The 20,433-nt window shown below is 68.1% G+C and carries 21 protein-coding genes and 1 tRNA gene; 12 read left to right on the top strand and 10 right to left on the bottom strand.

The window, feature by feature from the left end; translation table 11 throughout:
• The first annotated feature begins 30 nt into the window (after positions 1–30).
• Positions 31–765 carry a TetR/AcrR family transcriptional regulator gene (locus ABDZ89_RS16770; RefSeq protein WP_343780906.1) on the top strand — a complete coding sequence of 245 codons (735 nt, stop codon included), beginning with the start codon at positions 31–33 and terminating at the stop codon, positions 763–765.
• 33 nt (positions 766–798) lie between these two features.
• Here ABDZ89_RS16770 and ABDZ89_RS16765 read toward each other — a convergent pair whose 3' ends face one another.
• Positions 799–1,500 carry an HD domain-containing protein gene (locus tag ABDZ89_RS16765; protein WP_343780904.1) on the bottom strand — a complete coding sequence of 234 codons (702 nt, stop codon included), beginning with the start codon at positions 1,498–1,500 and terminating at the stop codon, positions 799–801.
• 171 nt (positions 1,501–1,671) lie between these two features.
• Here ABDZ89_RS16765 and ABDZ89_RS16760 point away from each other — a divergent pair, with 171 nt between their 5' ends.
• Both ABDZ89_RS16760 and ABDZ89_RS16755 read left to right on the top strand, forming a co-directional pair.
• Positions 1,672–2,598: a cation diffusion facilitator family transporter gene (locus tag ABDZ89_RS16760; RefSeq protein ID WP_343780902.1), complete on the top strand. Its 927-nt coding sequence runs from the start codon at positions 1,672–1,674 to the stop codon at positions 2,596–2,598.
• Positions 2,599–2,662: 64 nt separating this feature from the next.
• Entirely contained in the window at positions 2,663–3,382 is a 720-nt protein-coding gene (locus ABDZ89_RS16755; RefSeq protein WP_343780900.1) for a YqjF family protein, read from the top strand.
• A 34-nt stretch (positions 3,383–3,416) separates the two neighbouring features.
• Here the strand turns inward: ABDZ89_RS16755 and ABDZ89_RS16750 are convergent, their stop codons facing one another.
• Positions 3,417–4,712, bottom strand: coding sequence for a Glu/Leu/Phe/Val family dehydrogenase (locus ABDZ89_RS16750; protein ID WP_343780898.1), 1,296 nt, complete (start codon positions 4,710–4,712; stop codon positions 3,417–3,419).
• A 173-nt stretch (positions 4,713–4,885) separates the two neighbouring features.
• Here ABDZ89_RS16750 and ABDZ89_RS16745 point away from each other — a divergent pair, with 173 nt between their 5' ends.
• Together ABDZ89_RS16745 and ABDZ89_RS16740 are read left to right on the top strand one after the other, a co-directional pair.
• A complete protein-coding gene (locus tag ABDZ89_RS16745; RefSeq protein WP_343780895.1) occupies positions 4,886–5,350 on the top strand; it encodes a PH domain-containing protein in 465 nt (154 codons plus the stop codon).
• The gene (locus ABDZ89_RS16740; RefSeq protein ID WP_343780892.1) at positions 5,347–7,482 is read left to right on the top strand and encodes a PH domain-containing protein; all 2,136 of its coding nucleotides are present in this window, start codon (positions 5,347–5,349) and stop codon (positions 7,480–7,482) included. The genes ABDZ89_RS16745 and ABDZ89_RS16740 overlap by 4 nt, the downstream gene beginning before the upstream one ends.
• 15 nt (positions 7,483–7,497) lie before the next feature.
• Here the strand turns inward: ABDZ89_RS16740 and ABDZ89_RS16735 are convergent, their stop codons facing one another.
• Positions 7,498–8,643: an acyl-CoA dehydrogenase family protein gene (locus ABDZ89_RS16735; protein ID WP_343780890.1), complete on the bottom strand. Its 1,146-nt coding sequence runs from the start codon at positions 8,641–8,643 to the stop codon at positions 7,498–7,500.
• Positions 8,644–8,820: 177 nt separating this feature from the next.
• On the opposite strand from ABDZ89_RS16735, the gene ABDZ89_RS16730 reads away from it, so the two are divergent.
• Positions 8,821–9,882 carry a phytoene/squalene synthase family protein gene (locus ABDZ89_RS16730; protein WP_343780887.1) on the top strand — a complete coding sequence of 354 codons (1,062 nt, stop codon included), beginning with the start codon at positions 8,821–8,823 and terminating at the stop codon, positions 9,880–9,882.
• A 42-nt stretch (positions 9,883–9,924) separates the two neighbouring features.
• Here ABDZ89_RS16730 and ABDZ89_RS16725 read toward each other — a convergent pair whose 3' ends face one another.
• The 3 genes from ABDZ89_RS16725 to guaB all read right to left on the bottom strand — a co-directional run bounded on the left by ABDZ89_RS16725 (position 9,925) and on the right by guaB (position 14,248).
• Positions 9,925–11,937 carry a DEAD/DEAH box helicase gene (locus tag ABDZ89_RS16725; RefSeq protein WP_343780884.1) on the bottom strand — a complete coding sequence of 671 codons (2,013 nt, stop codon included), beginning with the start codon at positions 11,935–11,937 and terminating at the stop codon, positions 9,925–9,927.
• 111 nt (positions 11,938–12,048) lie between these two features.
• Positions 12,049–12,636: a HalX domain-containing protein gene (locus tag ABDZ89_RS16720; RefSeq protein ID WP_343780882.1), complete on the bottom strand. Its 588-nt coding sequence runs from the start codon at positions 12,634–12,636 to the stop codon at positions 12,049–12,051.
• Between the two features lie 127 nt (positions 12,637–12,763).
• Complete coding sequence (guaB, locus tag ABDZ89_RS16715; RefSeq protein WP_343780881.1) at positions 12,764–14,248, bottom strand: IMP dehydrogenase; 1,485 nt, start codon at positions 14,246–14,248, stop codon at positions 12,764–12,766.
• A gap of 190 nt (positions 14,249–14,438) precedes the next feature.
• On the opposite strand from guaB, the gene ABDZ89_RS17190 reads away from it, so the two are divergent.
• From ABDZ89_RS17190 to ABDZ89_RS16700, 4 genes are all read left to right on the top strand, one after another.
• Entirely contained in the window at positions 14,439–14,768 is a 330-nt protein-coding gene (locus ABDZ89_RS17190) for a DUF8099 family protein (RefSeq protein WP_486293911.1), read from the top strand.
• Positions 14,769–15,788 (top strand): DUF5794 domain-containing protein, encoded by a 1,020-nt coding sequence (locus tag ABDZ89_RS16710; protein ID WP_343780879.1) that lies wholly within the window; start codon positions 14,769–14,771, stop codon positions 15,786–15,788. It abuts the gene before it with no gap.
• A 134-nt stretch (positions 15,789–15,922) separates the two neighbouring features.
• Complete coding sequence (locus tag ABDZ89_RS16705; protein WP_343780877.1) at positions 15,923–16,147, top strand: DUF5795 family protein; 225 nt, start codon at positions 15,923–15,925, stop codon at positions 16,145–16,147.
• Between the two features lie 136 nt (positions 16,148–16,283).
• Positions 16,284–16,457, top strand: a tRNA-Trp gene (locus ABDZ89_RS16700).
• 69 nt (positions 16,458–16,526) lie between these two features.
• Here ABDZ89_RS16700 and ABDZ89_RS16695 read toward each other — a convergent pair.
• Positions 16,527–16,727 (bottom strand): hypothetical protein, encoded by a 201-nt coding sequence (locus tag ABDZ89_RS16695; protein WP_343780874.1) that lies wholly within the window; start codon positions 16,725–16,727, stop codon positions 16,527–16,529.
• A gap of 281 nt (positions 16,728–17,008) precedes the next feature.
• Between ABDZ89_RS16695 and ABDZ89_RS16690 the strand changes: the two genes are divergently transcribed.
• The gene (locus tag ABDZ89_RS16690) at positions 17,009–18,289 is read left to right on the top strand and encodes an RNA-guided endonuclease InsQ/TnpB family protein (RefSeq protein WP_343780872.1); all 1,281 of its coding nucleotides are present in this window, start codon (positions 17,009–17,011) and stop codon (positions 18,287–18,289) included.
• Between the two features lie 66 nt (positions 18,290–18,355).
• On the opposite strand, the gene ABDZ89_RS16685 is transcribed toward ABDZ89_RS16690, so the two are convergent.
• The 3 genes from ABDZ89_RS16685 to ABDZ89_RS16675 form a co-directional block, all read right to left on the bottom strand.
• Positions 18,356–18,553, bottom strand: coding sequence for a DUF5800 family protein (locus ABDZ89_RS16685; RefSeq protein WP_343780870.1), 198 nt, complete (start codon positions 18,551–18,553; stop codon positions 18,356–18,358).
• A gap of 102 nt (positions 18,554–18,655) precedes the next feature.
• On the bottom strand, positions 18,656–18,904 hold the full coding sequence (locus ABDZ89_RS16680) for a hypothetical protein (protein ID WP_343780867.1): 249 nt from the start codon (positions 18,902–18,904) through the stop codon (positions 18,656–18,658).
• Between the two features lie 127 nt (positions 18,905–19,031).
• Positions 19,032–19,211, bottom strand: coding sequence for a DUF5786 family protein (locus ABDZ89_RS16675; RefSeq protein ID WP_343780865.1), 180 nt, complete (start codon positions 19,209–19,211; stop codon positions 19,032–19,034).
• Positions 19,212–19,350: 139 nt separating this feature from the next.
• Between ABDZ89_RS16675 and ABDZ89_RS16670 the strand changes: the two genes are divergently transcribed.
• Positions 19,351–20,430 carry a polymer-forming cytoskeletal protein gene (locus tag ABDZ89_RS16670; protein ID WP_343780863.1) on the top strand — a complete coding sequence of 360 codons (1,080 nt, stop codon included), beginning with the start codon at positions 19,351–19,353 and terminating at the stop codon, positions 20,428–20,430.
• The last annotated feature ends 3 nt before the right edge of the window (positions 20,431–20,433 follow it).

The raw sequence follows: 20,433 nt of genomic DNA, 5'->3' as shown, positions 1-20,433 counted from the left end.
CCATATATACCGCATCCGCGTAGCGGTCCCATGGATCACCCGTTCGCGGAGCCGTCAGACACCCGACAGGCTATCTTGGGGGCGGCGTTCCGCGCGCTCTGTGAACACGGGTACGCGAACGTCACGATCAAGCGGATCGGCGACGAGTTCGACAAGAGTCCGTCGCTCGTCTATCACCACTACGACGGGAAAGACGAGCTGTTGATCGACCTTCTCGAGTTCCTCTTAGCGGAGTTCGAGGCGTCGATCGCAGGCGAGCGGCGATCGGAAGCGGGAGAGGCCGGCTCCGCGGTGGACCCGTCCGATGCCTTCAACCGGTCCGCTCGCGAGCAGCTCGACGCCTACCTGACCGCGACGACCGACCCGTCGGCGCTCGACGACGAGTACGCGCCGGGCGCGCGGTTCTTCACGGTGATGACCGAACTCAGGTCACAGGCCGCGAACAACGAGGCCTACCGCGACCACTTCGACCGCAGCGACCGCGTGTTCAGCGAGTACCTCGAAGGGATCGTCCGCGAGGCGGCGGCCGAGGTCGCCGCCGAGGACGCGGCCGACGGATCGACGGGTCCCGACCCGGAGGCCGAGACGGTCGACCCCGCGGAGGTCGCCGCGACGCTCCAGACGTTCGCGACCGGGAGCACGTTCCGGCTGACGACGACCGCGGAGGCGGAGTGGGTCGACGGCGCTCGGGCGGGGATCGACCGGTATCTCGAATCGGTGTTACCGCTCGTCGACCCGGACGCCGGACTGGAGAACGAGACGTGATGCCGGACTGCCGGAACTGCCGTCGCGGCGCGGTCAGCGGTCCGTGACGCCCTCGGAGTCCATCCGAGAGACCTCCTCTTCGAGCCACTCGCGGAGCCACTTCACGCGCTTGATGCGCTGGTGCGCGATGCTCTCCGCGCTGTCGGAGACGACGCGGTCGGTGTGATCGTGGGCCCGCTGGAGCACGCGGTCGACCATCTTCGCGGCGTCCATGTGGGTCCGCGACTCGTAGCCCATCCGTAACAGCATGAGAACGGCGCCGTTGGCGCCGACCTTATCGAGGACGTCGGCCTCGATCAGACAGCGGCTCTCTAAGGGCACGTCCGCCAGATCGCCGGTGTACGAGTGGTCGACGACCGCCCCGCACACCTCCTCGATGAACGACTCTGGGTAGTTGCCGCGGCTCTGGAGGTACTCGCGGGCCACCCGCGCGCCGGCTTCGGCGTGAACGTCCTGTTCGGCCTCCAGCTTGGCGACGTCGTGGAAGACGGCCGCCACCCGAACCACGTCGACGTCCGCGCCCTCCGCGTCGGCGATCTCGGTCGCGAGGTCGACGACGTTGAGGATGTGGTTGAACCGGTACGACGACGAGTGCCACGGGTACCAGCGCATCCGTCCGCCGTCGTCCTCGCTCTCGACGCTGGCCGCGAGGTAATCGCGGACGAACCGCTTCATCTCTTCGAAATCCTCGTCGCTCACCTCCGTTTCCTTAATTTCGACGCCCACCGGGACCACCTCGGGCGAAAAGATCGTGATTCATTACCGTCACCGAGGAGCGTTTCGGTCTTAGGCGTTACGACGGAGTCTTCGGCCGGAGACGGCGGCGACCGAGCGGGTGCCCCGACCCGGATCGAACGGCCGCCGCGACGCGAGACGCTTAACAGGGTCGCGGTCGCATCGGCGTTCATGTTGCGCCCCTGGGGGAACGACGACCGCGCCCGGTTCCAGCGGGCGGCGGCGGTCAACGTCGTCGGCAACGCGGTGAAGATCGCGGTCGTCGGGTCGACGGGGCTCGTGTTCGGCAGTGTCGCGCTCTTAGCCGACGCCGCCCACTCGGTGGCCGACCTCGTCGCCAGTGCGGTGGTGTTCGTCTGGGGGGGTTCGCGGTACGAGAGCGCGGACGAGACGCACCCGCACGGCCACCAACGGATCGAACCCCTGACGGCGCTGTTCGTCGGCGCGACGGTGGCGATCCTCGGACTGCTCCTGTTGCGCGAGTCGGTGCTCGGATTCGTCGGGCCGGTCGAGGTGCGGGCGAGCCCGCTCCTCGTCGGGGCGCTGCTGTTCGCGATGGCGGACATGTACCTGCTGTACCGGTACACGGAGCTGGTGAACGCCGACCTCGGGTCGACGGCGCTCGACGCCCTCGCGGTCGACTGCCTCAACGACATCTACACCACGATCGCCGCCTTGGTGGGCGTCTTCGGCGTGTTTCTGGACTTCCCGATCCTCGATCCGATCGCCGGGGCGTTCGTCAGCGCCCTCGTCGTGTATCAGGGGGTCGAGATCGGCCGCGAGAACGTTACCTACCTCGTCGGCGCGGCGCCACCGGCGGGCGACCGCGAACGCGTCGTCGCCGCGCTCCGCGACCACGGCGCCGTCGAGGGGGTCCACGACCTCACCGTGTTCTACGACGGAACGGACTTGGAGGTCGAGGTCCACGTCGAGGTCGACGGGACGATGACGCTCCGAGAGGCCCACGACGTCGAGACGGAACTCGTCAGGGGCCTCCGCGCGCTGGAGGACGTCGGCGACGTCCACGTCCACCTCGACCCGTCCGGCCTCGGCGAGTGGAAGGAGGCGCCGGAAACGACCGGCCCGTCCGAGGAGTGACCGCGGAACGACGCTAAACCGCCGGCGGCGTGCGGGTTATGTCGACCGAACCCCTACGTCCGATATGCCCGGTCGCCGCTGGTTGGAGATGACGTGGCGCGACGGACTGTTCGCCCACTGGCCCGTCGACCCGGAGACCGTCGCCGCGACGCTGCCCGACGACCTCTCGGTAGCGACTCACGACGGCGACGCCTACCTCGGCGTCGTCCCGTTCGTCATGGACGACATCCGTCCGCGAGGGCTGCCGGTCGGGCTGTCGTTCCCCGAACTCAACCTCCGGACCTACGTCGAGGGGCCGAACGGCCCCGGCGTCTACTTCCACAGCCTCGACGCCGACGACCGCCTCGGCGTCGCGGTCGCCCGCGGGCTGTTCCGACTCCCGTACTACCGCGCCGAGACCGACGTCCGTCGGCGCGGCGGGGACGCGAACAACGCCGGCGGCGACGACCGCTCCGTGCGGTTCAGCAGTCGCCGCGTCCACCGGGGAGTCCCGCACGCCCGCTTCGACGCGACGTACGCGCCGGCGGGCGAGGCGTTCACGCCCGACCCGGGGTCGCTGCCGGCGTTCCTCCTAGAGAACTACCGCTTCTACACCGCCGGCGAGAGCGGGCGACTGTACGTCGGCGAGATAGACCACGAGCCGTGGACGCTGCGTCCGGCGACGGCCGAGATCCGGGCGAACACGCTGTTCGCGGCGAACGGCTTTACGGCGCCGGACGGCGACCCGATACTCCACTACGGCGAGCCGCTCGCGGTCACGGCGGACCGGCTCCGGCGGGTCTAACGGCGACGGATCGGGACGGGGGGCGACCGTCGACTCACGGGAACAGCCCGCGGTACTCGTGGGCCTTCGCGGTGCGTTCCAGCGCGAGCGTGTACGCGGCGGTCCGCAGGTCGGGGAGGTCTTTCGTGTCGTACTGCTCGATGGTCTCGTCGAACGCGCCGCCGATGCGGCGCTCCAGCTCGGCGTTGACCGTCTCCAGCGGCCAGGAGAACTCTTGGGCGTTCTGGACCCATTCCAGGTAGGAGACGATGACGCCGCCGGCGTTCGCGAGGATGTCCGGCACGACCTGAACGTCGCGCTCGGTGAGGACCTCGTCGGCGGCGACCGTCGTCGGCCCGTTGGCGGCCTCGACGATCGCGGACGCGCGGAGGTCGTGGACGTTTTCGGCGGTAATCACGCCCTCGACGGCGGCCGGGATGAGCACGTCGACGTCGAGGGTCAGGAGCTGCTCGTTGGTGATCGCCCCCGGGTCGTCCCAGCGGGAGTCGCCGGACGCGGCGGCCCCGCGGAGGTCGCCCTCGACGTACTCGGAGATCAGCCCGCCGGCGTCGACGTGGGCGCCGAGCGCCGACACGTCGAGCCCGTCGGGGTCGTACGCCGCGCCCGACACGTCCGATGTCGCGACCACGTTGGCGCCGGCCTCGTCGAGGAGTCGGGCCGCGTTCGACCCGACGTTTCCGAATCCCTGGATCGCGACGGAGGCGTCGGAGAGGTCGCGGTCGAGGTACTCGAAGAGCCGCTCGGTCACGAGCGAGACGCCGCGGCCGGTCGCCTCCACGCGGCCCGGCGTCCCGCCGATCTCCAGCGGCTTGCCCGTGACGACCTGCGGTATCGAGTGGCCCTCGTACATCGAGTAGGTGTCCATCATCCACGCCATCGTCTGCGGGTTCGTGTTCATGTCCGGCGCGGGCACGTCGGTCTCGGGGCCGATCATCCGGCGGATCCCCTCGGTGTACCGCCGGGTGAGCCGCTCGAGGTCCTGCTCGGTGAGGTCCTTCGGCTCGCAGATCACGCCGCCCTTCGCGCCGCCGTAGGGGAGGTCAACGAGCGCCGTCTTCCAGGTCATCCACCCGGCGAGCGCCTCGACCTCGCGCTGGGTGACCGAGGGGTGGAACCGGACGCCGCCCTTGAACGGGCCGCGGGCGCTGTCGAACTGGCAGCGGTACCCCTCGAACACCTCGACCTCCCCGGACTCCAGCCTGACCGGGAGCGTCACCTTCAGCGTGCGTTCCGGGTGTTTGAGGCGCTCGAACACCCCGTGGTCTACGTCTGCGTACTCTTCGGCGCGGTCCATCTGGGCGAGCATGTTCTCGAACGGGTCGTCGGCCATGGCCGGCACGACTCGATCGCACGTGATATCGGTTTCGGCAAGTATCTCCTTCGTAAGTGAATCTCTCGCATGTATTTTCGCGGGAGGTCCGGTCGGGCGCTTCCGACCGGACTTATACGTCGGGGCACTCAAGCGGCGACCATGACACACGGACACGCGACGGGGGAACGCCGATGACGACACAGACGCTTCACCCCCGAATCCAGATCGTGTGGGTCCTCCGTGCGGTGCTGCTGTCGGCGCTCGTCACCGCCCCGTTCGTCGGCGGCGTGTACTTCGAGTACCTCCCGCAGTGGGTGCCGGTGGCCGTCGGCGCGGCCGTCCTGACGCTTTCCGTCACACACGCGCTACTGCGCTACCGGCGCTGGAGCTACGAGATCCGCGAGGACGCGCTCTACCTCGACCGCGGCGTGGTCACGCAGGTGCGAACGACGGTCCCGCTGGTGCGGATTCAACACGTCGACTCCCGGCGCGGCCCGGTCGAGCGGACGGTCGGCCTCGCCTCCTGCGTGGTGTACACCGCCGGATCGCGCGGTGCGGACGTTCGGATCCCCGGTCTGACGCCGGACGGCGCGAGCGACCTCCGCGAGGAGCTGAAGCGGCTGGCGATCCGCGCCGACGGGGAGGACGCGGTGTGAAACTGGCGCCGCAGTCGGTCCCGTACCGCGCGCTCCAGAAGGCGCTTGGGACCGTCGTCGCGCTGTTCGTCATCGTGAACGGAGGCGGGTTCGGACTCCCGGCGGCGATCGCCGGCGGCGCCGCGATCCTCGTCGTGGCGTTCGCCTACGAGATCGCGTACTACCGACGCTTCGAGTACGTGCTCACCGGAGACACGCTCGACATCTCTTCCGGCGTCATCTCCCGTCGCGAGCGGGAGATCCCGTACCGGCGGATCCAGAACGTCGACGTGAGCCGCAGCGTGATCCAGCGAGCGATCGGCGTCGCCGCGGTCGACCTGGAGACGGCCGGCGGCTCCAGCACGGAGGGGTCGATCCGGTTCGTCACTCCCGAGGAGGCGACCAGACTCCAGCGGGAGGTCCAGCGTCGGAAATCCCGAACGTCCGATTCCGGCGCCCGTCAGACGGGAGAGGCGACCGAGGCCGACGCGGTCGAGCGCGGGCGCGACGACGCGTTCGCCCCGGACGAAGAGGAGCTGTTCGCCATCTCGCCCGGCGAGCTCGCGCTGGTCGGCGCGCTCTCGTTCGACGGGCGCCTGATCGGCCTGCTGGCGTTCCTGAGCTCCGGGTCGTTCCCGGTGCTGTCGAGTTTCCTGCCGCAAACGTCGGCCGCGGCGGTCACCGCGACCGCGATCGTCGGGATCGCGGCGCTGTTTTTCGCGTCGTGGATCATCGGCGCCGGCCTCGCCTTCTCGAACTACTACGGGTTCCGGCTCTCGCGCGCCGGCGACGAACTGCGCTACGAGCGCGGGCTGTTCCGCCGGTACAGCGGTTCGATCCCCACGGAGAAGATACAGACGCTACGGATCACGGACAACCCGGCCAAGCGCGCGCTCGGCTACGCCAGCCTCTCTATCGAGACCGCGGGCTACGCGCCGGGGCAGGGGTCCGAATCGGGAAACCAGTCCGCCGTCCCGATAGCCACGACCGACCGCGTCTACCGGCTCGCACACGAGATCGAGTCGTTCGGCACGCCCGAGTTCAACCGGCCGCCGAAGCGGATCCGGTGGCGGTACGCCTTCCGGTACGTGGTCGTCGTCGGGGTCCTGACGGGGATCGGGTACGGCGTGAACTGGTACTTCCCGCGGTCGCTCCCGTGGTACGGCGTCGCCGCGCTGCTCGCCGTCGTGCCGCCGGCGGCGCACCTGAAGTGGAAACACCGCGGCTACTGGATGGGCGAGGACCACCTCCTCACGCGCAACGGGTTCTGGAGCCGGACGGTCGCCGTCGTGCCGTACTACCGGATCCAGAACGTGATCGACAGCCGGACCGTGTTCCAGCGCCGGTGGGGTGTCGCGACGATAGTCGCCGACACGGCCGGGAGCGGGTCGCTGACCGGGAGCGACGCGGCCGCGGTCGACTTCGAGACCGACGAGGCGGAGGCGCTGAGGGAGTCGCTCACGGAGCGTCTCGCGACCGCCGTCGCGGAGCGACGGAGCGATTCGGCCCCGTTCGAGTGGGTCGAGGGCGACGACGGTGACGAGAGCCAAACGGGAGCGGAGACCGGCGAGAACGCCGAGACCGCCGACACGGATCGGGACGGCTCGCGACCGAGGACCGCCGCCGAACAGACCGAAGTCGGAGACGAGTCCGACGACGAGACCGGTCGGGACGCGCCGGCTGACGAGGACGATCCCGTCACTGAGATCCCCACGGTCGAGGGGTCGAGCGACGACGCCGCCGGGGACGACGCGACTGCCGAGCAGTCGAGTGACGACGGCTCCGACGACGGCTTCGACATCCCCGACGACGGGGTCGTCCGCCCGGACTTCTCGCCGAGCGACCGGGACTACTCGGAGCCGGCGGAGCGGATCGACACTGGCGGGTACGCGGTCGACCGCAACCCGTCGGACGCGGACGTCGCGCACGGCCCCGGCGTCGAGGGGGAGAGCAACTCGGACGGAACGGACGGAGGAGTCGACGACGGCGAGACGAGCGACGAACCGAGTGGTGACGGGCGAGACAGCGATCAGCTGGATGGCGTCGAAACCGGAGCGGAAAACGGTACGGACAACAGCGGTAGTCCGGGCGAAGACGGCGACGAAACGGACGAAGACGGCGACGAAACGGACGAAGACGCGTCTCGGCCCTGACCGTCGCCGGCGAGTCTACTCGTCGAGCAGCTGCTGTGCGATCGTGTTCCGAAGCACCTCGCTGGTGCCCTCGTAGATCTCCGAGAGCTTCGCGTCGCGGTAGAAGCGCTCCGCGGGGAAGTCCTTCGTGTACCCGTAGCCGCCGTGGATCTGGATCCCCTCGTTGGCGACCTCGCGGGCGATCTCGGAGGCGTACAGCTTCGCCTGCGCGGCCTCCTTGATGTAGTCCTCGTCGCGCATCTTCAGGTCGGCGGCCTCGTGCATCAGCAGCTCGGCCGACCGCGCCTTCGTGTCCATGTCCGCCAGCTTGTGTTGGATCGCCTGGAAGTCCGCGATGGGGCGGTCGAACTGCTCGCGCTGCTGTGCGTACGACAGCGCCTCGTCGAGCGCGGCCCGGGCGATCCCGACCGACCGCGCGGCGATCGTGATGCGCCCGCCGTTCAGCGTCTTCAGCGCGTGGACGAACCCTTCGCCCTCCTCGCCGAGCCGGCGCTCTTCGGGAATCCACATGTCGTCGAAGCGGAGTTCGGCGGTCGGGCAGCCCTTGTCACCGAGTTTGTCCTCCGTGCCCTCGACGATGAACCCGTCGTCCTCCTCCGGGCGAACAACGAACGAGGTGATTCCCTTCCGGCCCGCGTCGGGGTCGGTCTTCGCGAACAGGGTGACCGTGTCCGCGACGGAGCCGTTCGAGATCCAGAGCTTCCCGCCGTTCACCAGGTAGCCGTCGCCGTCGCGCTCCGCGGTGGTCGACATGGCGGGCACGTCGGAGCCGGCCTCGGCCTCCGAGAGCGCGAAGGCGCCGATGTCCTCGCCGGTGTTCAAGGCGGTGAGGTACTCCCGTTTCTGTTCCTCGTCGCCGAACTCGTAGAGCATGTTCCCGGCCAGCGACGTGTGGGCGGCGACCACGGTGCCGAGTCCGCCGGAGCCGCGGGAGATCTCTTCGAGCCCGATCGCGTAGCTGTGGTAGTCGAGCCCGGCGCCCTCGTACTCGACCGGGAAGGGCATTCCCATGAGCCCGAGGTCCGCCATCTCGTCGATCAGGTCGGCGGGGAACTCGTCGGTCTCGTCGATCTCGGCCGCCCGCGGGACGACCTCCTCGTCGACGAACTTCGCGACCGTGTCGCGGATCTGGCGCTGCTCTTCGGTGAGCGTGAACTCCATAGTCGCCTCTTCGGCCGGGCGGACTTAGCCGTTTCCACACGGTTGTACACGGGCGTCCCGTTCGTCGAGTCGAGCGGAGACGCAGTCGTGCGGTTCCGGCGTCCGGACAGACGCAGGAGACCCGGCCGCCGTTCCACGAGACTTTTTATGCGTTGTGCCGTAAACACAGCTAACTGAATGAGCGGACGAGAACACGGCTCCGACGAGGCCGACCTCGCGTGGTGTCACGAGGCGGTCCAAGGGGTCTCGCGGACTTTCGCGCTGACCGTCGACGTGTTAGAGGAGCCGATGGCCTCGCAGATCTGTGTCGGGTACCTCCTCTGTCGCGTCGCCGACACGGTCGAGGACGCCGGCCACATCCCCCCGGACGCCCAGAGCGACGTGCTACGGACGTACCGGCGAGCGATCGACCCCGACGACGAGACCGACATCGCGGCGTTCCGCGAGGCGGTCGACGAGTGGCTGCCCGAGGAGCGCGACGAGGACTGGACCGTCGTCGCCGAGGCGCCGACGATCGCGGCGACGTTCTCGGAGCTCGACCCGGAGGCACAGGACGCCATCGTCCCCCCGGTGTTGGAGATGGTCGACGGGATGGCGATGTTCGTCGACCGCCACGCGACCAGAGGCGGACTCCGAATCGACGACCGCGACGAGTTAGAGCAGTACTGCTACTACGCGGCCGGGACGGTCGGCAACCTCATCACGAACCTCCTCACCCGAGGCGACATCTCCGAGGAGCGCGCGAATCGGCTGCGGGAGACGGCCGAGGAGTTCGGTCTCCTCCTCCAGCTGGTGAACGTCTCGAAGGACGTGTACGACGACTACACAGAGGAGAACAACGTCTACCTTCCCGCGGAGTGGCTCGAAGCGGAGGGCGTCGACCAAGAGCGCGTCGTCGACCCCGAGAACCGCGAGTCGTCCGCGCGGGTCGTCGGCCGCACCGCCGAGTACGCCCGGTCGTTCCTCGACGACGCGCAGGCGTACCTGGAGACGATGCCGCTCTCGAACGGGAACACGATGGAGGCGTGGACCGTTCCGTACCTGCTCGCCGTCGGCACCCTCCGCGAGCTGGGCGCCCGCCCCGAGGACGCGCTCACCGAGACCGGCGTGAAGGTGTCCAGACAAGAGGTGTTCGCGGTGATGTCCGCCGCCAGCGACGTCGGCCGCGACTCGCTCGCCGAGCTCCGGCAGACGATCGCGCGGACCCCCTTCCACCGTGCGGTCGGGTCGGCCGACTGACCGCCGTTTTTCGGAAGCCGATCGTCGACTGCTCTCGGCGCCTCACAGCCGCGACCGCGCCCGCGACACCGCCGGGACGCGCACACCCGTCGTCTCGCCGAGCGCCTCGGCCGCGCTCAACAGCCACTCCGCGCGCTCGACGCGGGAGTCGAGGTCACCGGGGCCGATCCGGTAGCGCTCGACGAGCTCCTCGACGGTCGCGCCGCCGATCCACTCGTTCAGGATGCGCGCCGTCTTCACCGACTCCAGCCACCCCTCGAAGTCGTCCGGCTCGGTCATGTCCGTGGTCAGGTGGGCAGCGTTGTTCCGGGCGAACCGGTAGATGTCGGCGCGTTCGGCGTTCCCGAGGTAGGTGTCTTGCATGTCCGGCGTGTCGCAGATCACCTCGAAGGCGGTGAGCGTCGTCGCGTCCGGCAGGTCGGCCGCGGCCCGGAGTCCGGCGACGATCCGCTCGCCTGTCTCGGGGCGGACGTACTGCTTGGAGGTCGTCGCACCGACGGGCGTCGCGACGAGCCGGTAGGACTCGACGCCGCCCGTCTCCCGCTCGACCATCCCGGCCGCGACCAGGTCGTCGACCGCGACCGCGACCGCGTCGGCGAGTCCGCCGGCGCCCGTCTCTCGCGCGTAGAACGTCCCCTCGAAGACGTCTAAGATCTCGCTTTCGGTCGCCGCAAACCCCGTCGCGACCGCCGCGAGGACGTGCGTCCGGAGCGCGCCGGGATCGGCGAGCTGCGACTCGACGGCCTCGGGCTCGCCCTCGACGTACCGCTCGTGCACCTCGGCTCGCGTGTCGGCGTCGGCCACGAGAACGGCCTCGCCGTGCGGATCGAGTCCGGGGCGACCGGCGCGGCCGCACATCTGGTGGACTTCGAGGGTCGGGATCCACGACATGCCGCCCTCCGAGTACCGGCGCTGATCGCGGACGACGACGCGGCGCGCGGGGACGTTGACGCCGGCCGCCAGCGTGGGCGTGGCGCAGATACAGGCGACGTTCCGCTCGCGGAACGCCGACTCGACGACCGCTCGGTGGCCCGACCGGAGCCCGGCGTGGTGGAACGCGACGCCGGCCCGCAGGCAGTCCGCGAGCTGCTGGCCCGGGAGCGTTCCGTCCACGTCGGTGGCGTCGTCCGCCGCCGCAGCGGCCGCGTCCTCGATGCCGAGCGCGTCGGCGAGCCCGGCGTCCGCGAGCCGTTCGGCGAGGTCGACCGCCTCGCGACGGGAGCGGACGAAGGCGAGACACTGACCGCCGTCCGCGACCGCGTCGGCCACCAGCGCGGCCGTGACGTCCGTCGAGTCGGGACCCGACTCGTCTCCCGCTCCGCCGTCGCCCACCTCGCCGTCGCTCACCTCGCCGTCGCCCACCTCGCCGTCGGAGTCGGTCACGGCGGCGACGTCAACCGCGTGTGTCGTGCCGTCGTCGAAGGAGACCTCGCCGCCGACCGCGACGCCGGTCCGGAGGTCGACCGGTCGCCACTCGGACTCGACGAGGGCGGCGTCGAGCCAGTCCGCGATAGCCTCGGGGTTGTCCACGGTTGCGGACAGCGCCACCGTCTGGAGGTCGGGGTTCCGGCGCCGGAGCGTCGCGAGCGTCACTTCGAGGGTCGGCCCGCGCCGCTTCGCGCCGAGGAGGTGGACCTCGTCGACGACGACGCAGGCGAGTTCGTCGACCCACGAGGCGCCGTTTCGGATCGCCGAGTCGACCTTCTCGCTCGTGGCGACGACGACGTCGTTGCCCGCGAGCGCCTCACCGGTCGCGTCGAAGTCGCCCGTGGAAATGCCAACGTCGACGCCGGGCAGCGCCGCGAACGTCTCGTACTTCTCGCGCGCGAGCGCGCGGAGCGGACAGACGTACAGCCCGGGGCCGTCCGCGGTCAGCAGCGCGAGCTGCGCGACGAGCGTCTTCCCCGACGCGGTCGGCACCGCCGCGACGACGTCGGCCCCGTCGCAGACGCCCGCGTCGACCGCCGCGCGCTGTGGCGGGTACAGCTCGCGCACGCCGCGCTCGGCGAAGTGGTCGACGACGGACTGGGAGAGCGGTAGGTCCCGGACGCGCATGTGACTTCACTTCGGCCGGATCGGGCATAAAGAGTCGGCGGCGATCCCCCGCACCCAGCGGACGACGGTCGTCGGGTTGGTCGTGTGGTCCAGACCGCACGAGCGACGCGGCTACTCCTCGGTGTCGAAGTCCTGAAAGAGCTTCTCGTAGTCTTCCTCGTCGTCTGCGACCGCGTCGCGCGACTCGTCCGCCTGCTCGCGGAGGGTCTCGATCCGGTCGGTGAGTCGCTGATACTCCTCGTTGTCTGCGAGGTCGGTGGCGCTTTTCTCCGACTCCAGCATCGCCTTCTTCGAGGTCAGCGAGAACAGGTCTTGAACCTCCGAGTCGTACTCACTGCGCCGCAACAGCCCCTCCACGGTCTCTCTGAGGGTGTCGCTGGTGACCGGTTTGACGAGATAGTCGTCGAACCCCATCTCGAGGATGTCGAAGTCGGGCTCGACGGCCGTTACCATCGCGACCCGGCAGTCGATCCCGCGGTCGCGTACGGCGGTGAGGACCTCGTCGCCGGAGAGGCCGGGCATCCGTCGGTCAAGCAGGATCGCGTCGACTTCGTCGTCGACCTCGTCGAGCTGATCGAGGGCCTCGTGGCCGCCGTACGCGGTTCGAACGCGGTACTCGTCGCCGAGCCAAGCGGCGTACAGATCGGCCAGGTCGGGTTCGTCCTCGACCACGAGGACCAGCGGCGGTTGCTCACTCATGGATGACGGGAGCGAGGGGGTGTTCGCTCACACGTTTCGTCTCTCCGCTGGCTATATTAAAATACCTCTTCGACGCGCCGCCCGGACGGCCCGTCCGTCGCCGCGTTCGGGCGACACTCGGACGGCCTCACTCGTTCGGGCTGTAGTTGGGCGCCTCGTCCGTGATCATCACGTCGTGCGGGTGGCTCTCGCTCTGGCCCGCGGTGGAGACGCGGACGAACTCCGCGCGCTCGTGGATATCGGGGACCGTCTCCGCGCCCACGTAGCCCATCCCAGAGCGCATCCCGCCCGTGAGCTGGTGGAGCTCGGAGGCGAGGCTCCCCTTGTAGGGGGTCGCAGCCTCGACGCCCTCGGGGACGAACTCCTCGTCTTCGCTCTCCTCTTTGAGGTAGCGGTCGCCGCCGCCGGACTTCATCGCGCCGACCGAGCCCATCCCGCGGTACTGCTTGTACTTTTTCCCCTGCATCGTGATGACGCGGCCCGGCGCCTCGTCGGTCCCGGCGAAGTACGAGCCGAGCATCACGGCGTCGGCGCCCGCCGCGAGCGCCTTGATGGCGTCGCCGGAGTAGCGGATGCCGCCGTCGGCGATGACGGGCACGTCGTGCTCGGCGGCGACGTCCGCGACCTCCGCGACCGCGGTCATCTGAGGCATCCCGGCGCCGCTGACGACGCGCGTGGTACAGATCGAGCCCGGCCCGATGCCGACCTTCAGCCCGTCGGCGAAGTCGACCGCGGCCTCGGCCGCCTCCCGGGTCCCGACGTTGCCGACGACGACGTCGGCGTCGACGGTCGCTTTGATCGCCTCCGCGGAGTCCAAGACGTTGAGATTGTGCGCGTGTGCGCAGTCGATGAAAATGACGTCGACGCCGGCCTCGTCGGCCGCGACCGCGCGTTCCTCCTCGAAGGGGCCGACGGCGACCCCGGCCAGCAGGCGCCCGTCCTCGTCGCGGGCGGCCTCCTCGTGTTCGCGACGCTGCAGGACGCCCTGCATGGTGACGAGCCCGACGAGGCGGTCGTCGTCGACGATGGGGACTCGCTCTATCTTGTGGTCGTACATCAGTTCGAGCGCCTCGCGCGCGTCGACCTCCTCCGGGGCCGTGATGACCTCGTCGGTCATCGCCTCGCGGACCGCGTCGTCCTCGCCGACCTCCAGGTACGGACGGATGTCGGTACCGGAGATGATTCCCAGGACGGTGTCGTCGTCGGCCACGACCGGCGCGCCGGAGACGCCCTCGCGCTCCATCAGCGCGTCGGCCTCACGGACGGTGTCGTCCGGCGAGACGGTGACGACGTTCTCGCGGCGGATGACGAGTTCGTGCGCGCGCTTGACGCGCTCGACCTCTGCGGCCGTCTCCTCGACGGTCATGTTGCGGTGGAGGACGCCGAGGCCGCCCTCGCGGGACATCGCGATGGCGAGGTCGCTCTCGGTGACGGTGTCCATCGCGGCCGACAACACGGGGACGGTGAGTTCGACGTTCTTCGACACGCGGGTGCTCAGGTCGGCGTCGTCGGGCTCGACCCGACTCTCCTTCGGACGGAGCAACACGTCGTCGAACGTCAGCGCTTCCGGAACCTCGAGTTTCTCTGAGAATCGGCCAGAATCTGTCGCCATATAAGTCGTCATGAACGCCCGATAAAAAGCGTTGCGAGACGGCACAGACGTGGAGTTTGATTACAATCGAATCGTCGTTGTGTACACGATAGTGGGCATTTATCGGGGCGAAACGCGATCGGGACGGAAGCGGTCGGTCGGGGACCGGCGGGGGCGGCCGGCCGACCGAGACGAGGGGGGACGCCGAGAGATGATCGAAGAAGAGCGGAGCGAGTTGACGTATCGTCGTTCGAACGTCCGTTTTTCCGTTGATCCTTCGTGTCGTGCGGACACGTCTCACACAACCTTTAACGCGACCGAAACACGTATATCTGGTATGGACTCCGACAGTCCCGTGAACGCGGGTATCGCCGGCCAGTCGAACGCCGACCTCGGCGTCCGCTTTACAGCCGGCAATTCGCGCAAACGCTTTACATGGGCTCGTCGGACCCGCGGCGTGGACTCCGCGTGCTGGTCCCTCAGTCATCGCGAGTCGCACGCGTCCCACCGTCTCCCCGCTGGTCAGGGCTATCGCCCCTAAATGAGCGTTTCACGCCATCCGGTTGCCCTCCGATTAGAAGAGCAGGTCGGGAGCGCGACGAAGCTGCTCGCGACCGTCATGGTGCTGCCGCTCGTCGACGGCATCTTCCCCGCGTTAGTCGTGGCCGGCGTACTCGGATCGGCGTCGGGGGTCGTCGAGACCGGGATCCTGATCTTCGGCGGGTCGGCGACCGCCGCGGTGATCCTCGCGGAGATGGACGGCTCGCGCCGGGAGATGGTCGCCTCCGTGTTGATCATCGGCGCGGTCATCATCCCCCTCGCCGCCGTCGAGGCCGCGCTCGCGCCCACGCTGGAAAGCGTCCTCGATCTGCCCGTCTTCGAGCGGTTCGCCGGACTGGTCATCCTGACTATCGCCGCCAAGACCGCCAGCTCGGAGATCGGCGAGCACCTGCCGAGTCCGGGCGTGATCATCGGGCTCGGGTTCGTCGCGAGCTTCAAGCCGTCCGGTTTCATGCTGGAGACGTCGACGGAGTACGTGGTCAACGGCACCGCGGCCGCCGCGGTCGGCGTGGCGTTCGCGCTGTCGATCGCGCTGCTCTCGCCGCACCTCCGCGGCCGCGTCGACATCGATCGGTTCCGGTTCGGCTCGGCGGTCGCCCTGGGCGTGCTGGCGCTGCCGATCCTGCTCGGCCCGTTCAACCTCATGCAGACCGAGGCGCCGATCGCGCTCGCGGTCCTCGCGGTGACGACCCTGTTCGCGTACGACCCGAACGCGGGCGGGACGGAGTCGGCAGGCGAAGACGACGCGCCGGACGACGGCGACGACGACGAGCCGGCGGCCGAATCTGGCGATTCGGCCGGCGGAGCGTCGGACGGCAGCGACGACGGTTCCGTCGAGGAGTCGCCGAGCGATCCCCCGCTCGACGCTCCGCCCGAGGGACCGACTCCCATCGTCGACGACGACGTGGCCGTCTTGGCCAACGGCGGCGAGGAACGCGGGACCGACGACGAGGGGTCGGATCCCTTCACGGACGACGACTCCCGGGCGCCGTGGCTGTGAGCTGGGGCCGTGAGCGGTAGGTCGGTCCTCGTGTACAGTTCCGACCCCTCGTCGGTCGCGGTGCGTCTCGTCCGTCTCGTTTCGCCGGCCGCGCGTGTCGCCGGGGTTTAGGTACTCGACGCCGAACGACGTGTATGTCGAACCGCGTCGTTCAGGGGCGGATGGTGACGCCCGAGAAGCTCGCAGAGCTGGTCGAGGGCGACTCCGTGCTCGAGGCCGAATCGATCGCCGACGCCGACCGCGACTGCCCGGAGTGCGGCGGCGACGTCATCTCCGTCGGCTACATGCCGAGCGTGACGGAGTTCGTCACCGGTTACAAGTGTCAAGAGTGCGATTGGAGCGCCGACGACCGGGAGTGATCACGTCGTCGGCGTCTCGATGAGGGGCAGAGGCGCTCGCTTTCGGCGTCACGGGGAGCGTGCCGCCGTCTCCCGATCGCGTTCGATCGAAACCCCTTTATCCGCGTTTCGGCAACCGTTGAATGCGAGATCACGCGGGGCTGTGGCCAAGCCAGGCATGGCGACTGACTCCAGAGGCCACGCCCGGGACGACACTCCAGACTGATATACCGAGCGGCCGACTGATCATCGGTCGTGTTGACGACCCTCTGGAGTTCCGAGGCGTACCGGAGATATCAGTCGATCGGGGGTTCAAATCCCTCCGGCCCCATTTTCTGCCACGGCGAACGACACCTAGAGCGGCGGCGTCGCGTCGAGAATTGACTCGGATCAGAGCGCGTTATCGACGCGAGACGATCCGTGCGGCCAGAACGCCGACGGCGGCGATCATCCCCGCCATGGCGAGGTACAGCGCGAGTCCGATCGTCTCGCCGTTGGCGGCGTTAAGCCCTGCTAAGTACAGGAACACCACGGCGACGGCGGTGTGGAGCGCGAACACGGCGGACGGGGCGTTCGCCCCGAGGTCGAATCCGATGTTCATGTAGGTGGCTTCGGCCACGATCGGAAAAAGTGGTCCGGTCGGACCGCAAGAGGGCGCCAGCGGTCGACCCGGTCGCCACACTAAAGCGACCGGCCGCGAGGCGAGTGGAAAAGCGTCCGGGCTGCTCGCACGCTTACGGAGAATCGAGGAGAAAGCCTCGCGCTTTAGCGCGGGGATGAATCCGACACTACCCTTCACAGTCCACCGTTCGATGGCACGGCTGGATATTCCACGCTGAGCAAATACACAGCTTCAAGTAAGTTAGTCTACATAGATTACGTATGGCGAAACAGGTCGTTACCCGCACCTATACTGCTTCCATACGGGACCAGTCTCGGGTGCAAGACGACCTTGATTCGCTCGGGTTCGCAGCCAGTAAGCTCTGGAACGTCGGACGGTGGACGTGTAGTCGGATCTGGGATAAAATCGATCACATCCCGAACCACAACGAACTCACCACGTACCTCAAAACCCACGAACGCTATGATGACCTGCATTCGCAGTCAAGTCAGCGAGTCCTTCAAGAACTCGCTGAGGCGTTCAACGGCTGGTACGGCAAACGACGTAACGGAGACACGAGAGCGAACCCGCCCGGCTACCGTAAACGCGGCGACGAACACCCGCGTTCCACAGTCACGTTCAAAGCCGCTGGCTTCAAACTCGACACCCAGTACAACCGCGTCCGACTCTCAAAAGGATCGAACTTGAAAGAGTACTGGTCGGATTTTGTCCTGTGTAAGTACCGGACTCGCCCCGACGTTGACCTCTCCGCCGTGGAGAACGTCCAACAAGCCAAGATTGTCTGGACAGGCAACGAGTGGGAACTACATTTCGTCTGTAAGGTCAAGATCGACGTGGGTGATGGCCCCGGTGAGAAGACGGTGGGTGTTGATCTCGGTATTAACAACTTTGCCGCGCTCGCGTATGAAGACGGTCACAGCGAGCTGTACCCGCTGAACTGCTTGAAACAGGACGACTACTACTTCAGCAAGCGAATCGCTCGGTGCGACGACTCGAATTCCGAGCAGGCCACCCGGCTGAACCAGAAGAAGTCGGCTCGCCGTACCCACTACTTCCACACACTCTCGAAACATATCGTCCAGCGGTGTGTTGACGAGGAGGTTGGAACTATCGTGGTGGGAGATCTCTCCGGCATCCGTGAGGATGAGGAGAACGACAGGTCGAAGGACTGGGGCAAGCACGGAAATCTTGATCTACACTCGTGGGCGTTCGACCGTTTCACAGACCTTCTCGAATACAAAGCCGAAATGGAAGGTATCACGGTTGAACAAGTGTCTGAGCAGGATACCTCGAAGTCGTGTTCGTGCTGTGGTCGGAAGCGTGAAGCCAACCGTGTTGAACGCGGACTGTATGTCTGCGATGAGTGCGGGACAGTAGCGAACGCAGATGTGAACGGGGCTGAGAACATTCGGCAGAAAGTATCTCCAAGTCCCGCCACGGATGGCGGTGATAGGAGTAACGGCTGGTTGGCACAGCCATCGACGTTCTTGTTTGACAAGGAAACTGGTGCGTTCGCACCTCAAGAACAGATCACGTCGTAAACCACAATATCCCAACCCAGCGGTGCGGTGCCGTGGGAATCCTCGCGCTTCAGCGCGGGGAGGGTGTCAAAGCACGTCGCCGATCCGGACCGGCTCGCCGTCCAACTCCGGGTCCTCGGCGACGATGGTCAGGACTTCGTGGTCGGTGACGTCGCGGTACGACTTCCCGGTCGCCTCCTCTATCAGCGTCTTCTCTAGTTCGAACTCGGTTCCCCGATAAACGACGTCGACGCCGCGGTCGGTGAACGTCAGGTCGGTGCTCATGGTTCCGAGTAGTTTACACGAGGTGATAAGGAACACGCACTGTCGGGGGCGGCCGCCGGGTGTCGGACTCCGGTGCCGGCCCTGTCCCGCGCGCCGAGGGCCTCAGGTCGCGTCGCAGGCGGCGTCGTAGCCGGACTCGCAGAGTCGTTCGAGCATCTCGCAGGCCTGTCCGTTCCCGCTCGCGCAGAGCCGGCGCGCGAGCGCGACCGTCGCGGCGGAGGCGTCCTCGCCGCGGTCGTCTGCCGCGGCGTCATCGGTTCTGTCGAATCGACCACCGGGGCGTCCGCGGCTCCGACGACGGGAGCGCGTTCGACGGCCGGATCGAGGGGTTCGGTTGCGTTTCCGTGCCATACAGTATCAAAGCGGGTGGCGGAAAATAAATCCGAACCGAGTGTGCGACCGATACGCACACCCACGGTCAGTTAGCGTTGTCCGTGTTCCGGCTTTTTGAGCGCGTTAGCGGCCGCAAGCGGACGTTTCAGTCGTCGTCGCCGTCGCGCATCTCGGAGAGGCGGCCGACGAGGTCGTCGGTGTCGGCGTCGCCCTCGATCGACACCTCGCCGTCGTGGTCGTTCTCGTGGACGTTCACCGCGTCGTCCTCGTCGGTGTCGACGTCTTGGTCTTTCTGTTCGCTCTCGTCGTACGATCCAAATCCCATACGCGTCTCTTCGGGGGCGCACTGAAAAGCGCAGCGGCATCCGGGGCGTGCGGGAGTCGTTGACGACCGAACCCGGACGCGTCCGACGCTCGTCCGACGCCCCGTACCGTTTATACCCGCGGGGCGACTGCTCCCCGGTGTGTCGCTGCGAGGAGACGGACCGATAGACGAGCTCGCGATCCCTTCGGGGACGACCGTCGAGGAGCACGACCTCGTCGTCGACGGCGACGTGCTCGTGGGCGGGCAGTCGACGGTCGAGCTCGGCGTTCGCGGCCGCAACGTCGCGATCGGCGAGCGCGTGAGCGTCGCCAACGACATCGAGGCCGAGGGCGACTGCCGGCTCGACACTTGGTGTTCCGTCGACGGGAACGTGTTGGTCGGCGAGGACGCCTACCTCGGCGAACGCGTCACCGTCACCGGTCGTCTGATGGTCTCTGGCGACTTGGACATCGGCGACGACGTGACGATCGAGGAGGGGTTCGAGGCCAACGGCTGGATCGTCATCCGGAACCCCGTACCGACCATCGTCTTCTACTTCATCGTCCTCTCGCAGCTGCTGCGCGTCGGCGAGACCGACGCCGCCGGCGAACTGGCGGAGGCGCTCGCGGACGGCGACGACGTCCGCGACCCACTGTTGGTCCCGCGGAGCGCCGAGATATCCGACGACGCCTGGCGCGTGTCGACCCCGGCGACGGTCGGCGACGACTGCCGGCTCCACGGCAACCTCCGCGCGGAGTCGATCCGCGTCGGCGAGCGCAACGAGGTGTTCGGTTCGCTGCGCGCCCGTGACGACGTTACCGTCGGCGCGGGCACCGTGATCCACGGCGACGTGACCACCCGCGGCGGGACCGTGACCGTCGAGGCCGGCGCGCGCGTACTCGGCGACGTGTCCGCCGGCGACCTCGTGGTGTACGACGGCGCGGAGATTCAGGGTACCCTCCGGGCGCGCGGGGAAATGAAACTAGTCCAGGAGACGGCCGACGAGGACGACCAGTCGGGCGACGCCGAGGCCGAGGACGCGGACGACACCGAGAGTGCCGAGTCAGGGAGCTCCGAGGCCAACGAGGCGGCCGATACCGAGGCAGACGACGTCGAATCCGTAGATTCCGACGACGGTGAGGCGGGCGACGAGACCGCGGACGCGTCGGCGGACGAGACCGCGACGGTGAAGCCCGACGCCGGAGCGGACGCGGCCGGGACCGCCGCGGACGAGTCCTGACCC

Origin of the sequence: Halorubrum ejinorense (genome assembly GCF_039522565.1) — an archaeon.
In the GTDB taxonomy this organism is placed as follows: domain Archaea; phylum Halobacteriota; class Halobacteria; order Halobacteriales; family Haloferacaceae; genus Halorubrum; species Halorubrum ejinorense.
This window is presented reverse-complemented; position numbering and strand designations above follow the sequence as displayed.

Bases quoted from the DNA above. Each gene is read 5' to 3' on its own strand.
- ABDZ89_RS16770 (WP_343780906.1), top strand. From the start codon at position 31: ATGGATCACCCGTTCGCGGAGCCGTCAGACACCCGACAGGCTATCTTG.
- ABDZ89_RS16760 (WP_343780902.1), top strand. From the start codon at position 1,672: ATGTTGCGCCCCTGGGGGAACGACGACCGCGCCCGGTTCCAGCGGGCG.
- ABDZ89_RS16755 (WP_343780900.1), top strand. From the start codon at position 2,663: ATGCCCGGTCGCCGCTGGTTGGAGATGACGTGGCGCGACGGACTGTTC.
- ABDZ89_RS16750 (WP_343780898.1), bottom strand. From the start codon at position 4,712: ATGGCCGACGACCCGTTCGAGAACATGCTCGCCCAGATGGACCGCGCC.
- ABDZ89_RS16745 (WP_343780895.1), top strand. From the start codon at position 4,886: ATGACGACACAGACGCTTCACCCCCGAATCCAGATCGTGTGGGTCCTC.
- ABDZ89_RS16735 (WP_343780890.1), bottom strand. From the start codon at position 8,643: ATGGAGTTCACGCTCACCGAAGAGCAGCGCCAGATCCGCGACACGGTC.
- ABDZ89_RS16730 (WP_343780887.1), top strand. From the start codon at position 8,821: ATGAGCGGACGAGAACACGGCTCCGACGAGGCCGACCTCGCGTGGTGT.
- ABDZ89_RS16725 (WP_343780884.1), bottom strand. From the start codon at position 11,937: ATGCGCGTCCGGGACCTACCGCTCTCCCAGTCCGTCGTCGACCACTTC.
- ABDZ89_RS16720 (WP_343780882.1), bottom strand. From the start codon at position 12,636: ATGAGTGAGCAACCGCCGCTGGTCCTCGTGGTCGAGGACGAACCCGAC.
- guaB (WP_343780881.1), bottom strand. From the start codon at position 14,248: ATGGCGACAGATTCTGGCCGATTCTCAGAGAAACTCGAGGTTCCGGAA.
- ABDZ89_RS17190 (WP_486293911.1), top strand. From the start codon at position 14,439: ATGATCGAAGAAGAGCGGAGCGAGTTGACGTATCGTCGTTCGAACGTC.
- ABDZ89_RS16710 (WP_343780879.1), top strand. From the start codon at position 14,769: ATGAGCGTTTCACGCCATCCGGTTGCCCTCCGATTAGAAGAGCAGGTC.
- ABDZ89_RS16705 (WP_343780877.1), top strand. From the start codon at position 15,923: ATGTCGAACCGCGTCGTTCAGGGGCGGATGGTGACGCCCGAGAAGCTC.
- ABDZ89_RS16695 (WP_343780874.1), bottom strand. From the start codon at position 16,727: ATGAACATCGGATTCGACCTCGGGGCGAACGCCCCGTCCGCCGTGTTC.
- ABDZ89_RS16690 (WP_343780872.1), top strand. From the start codon at position 17,009: ATGGCGAAACAGGTCGTTACCCGCACCTATACTGCTTCCATACGGGAC.
- ABDZ89_RS16685 (WP_343780870.1), bottom strand. From the start codon at position 18,553: ATGAGCACCGACCTGACGTTCACCGACCGCGGCGTCGACGTCGTTTAT.
- ABDZ89_RS16680 (WP_343780867.1), bottom strand. From the start codon at position 18,904: ATGGCACGGAAACGCAACCGAACCCCTCGATCCGGCCGTCGAACGCGC.
- ABDZ89_RS16675 (WP_343780865.1), bottom strand. From the start codon at position 19,211: ATGGGATTTGGATCGTACGACGAGAGCGAACAGAAAGACCAAGACGTC.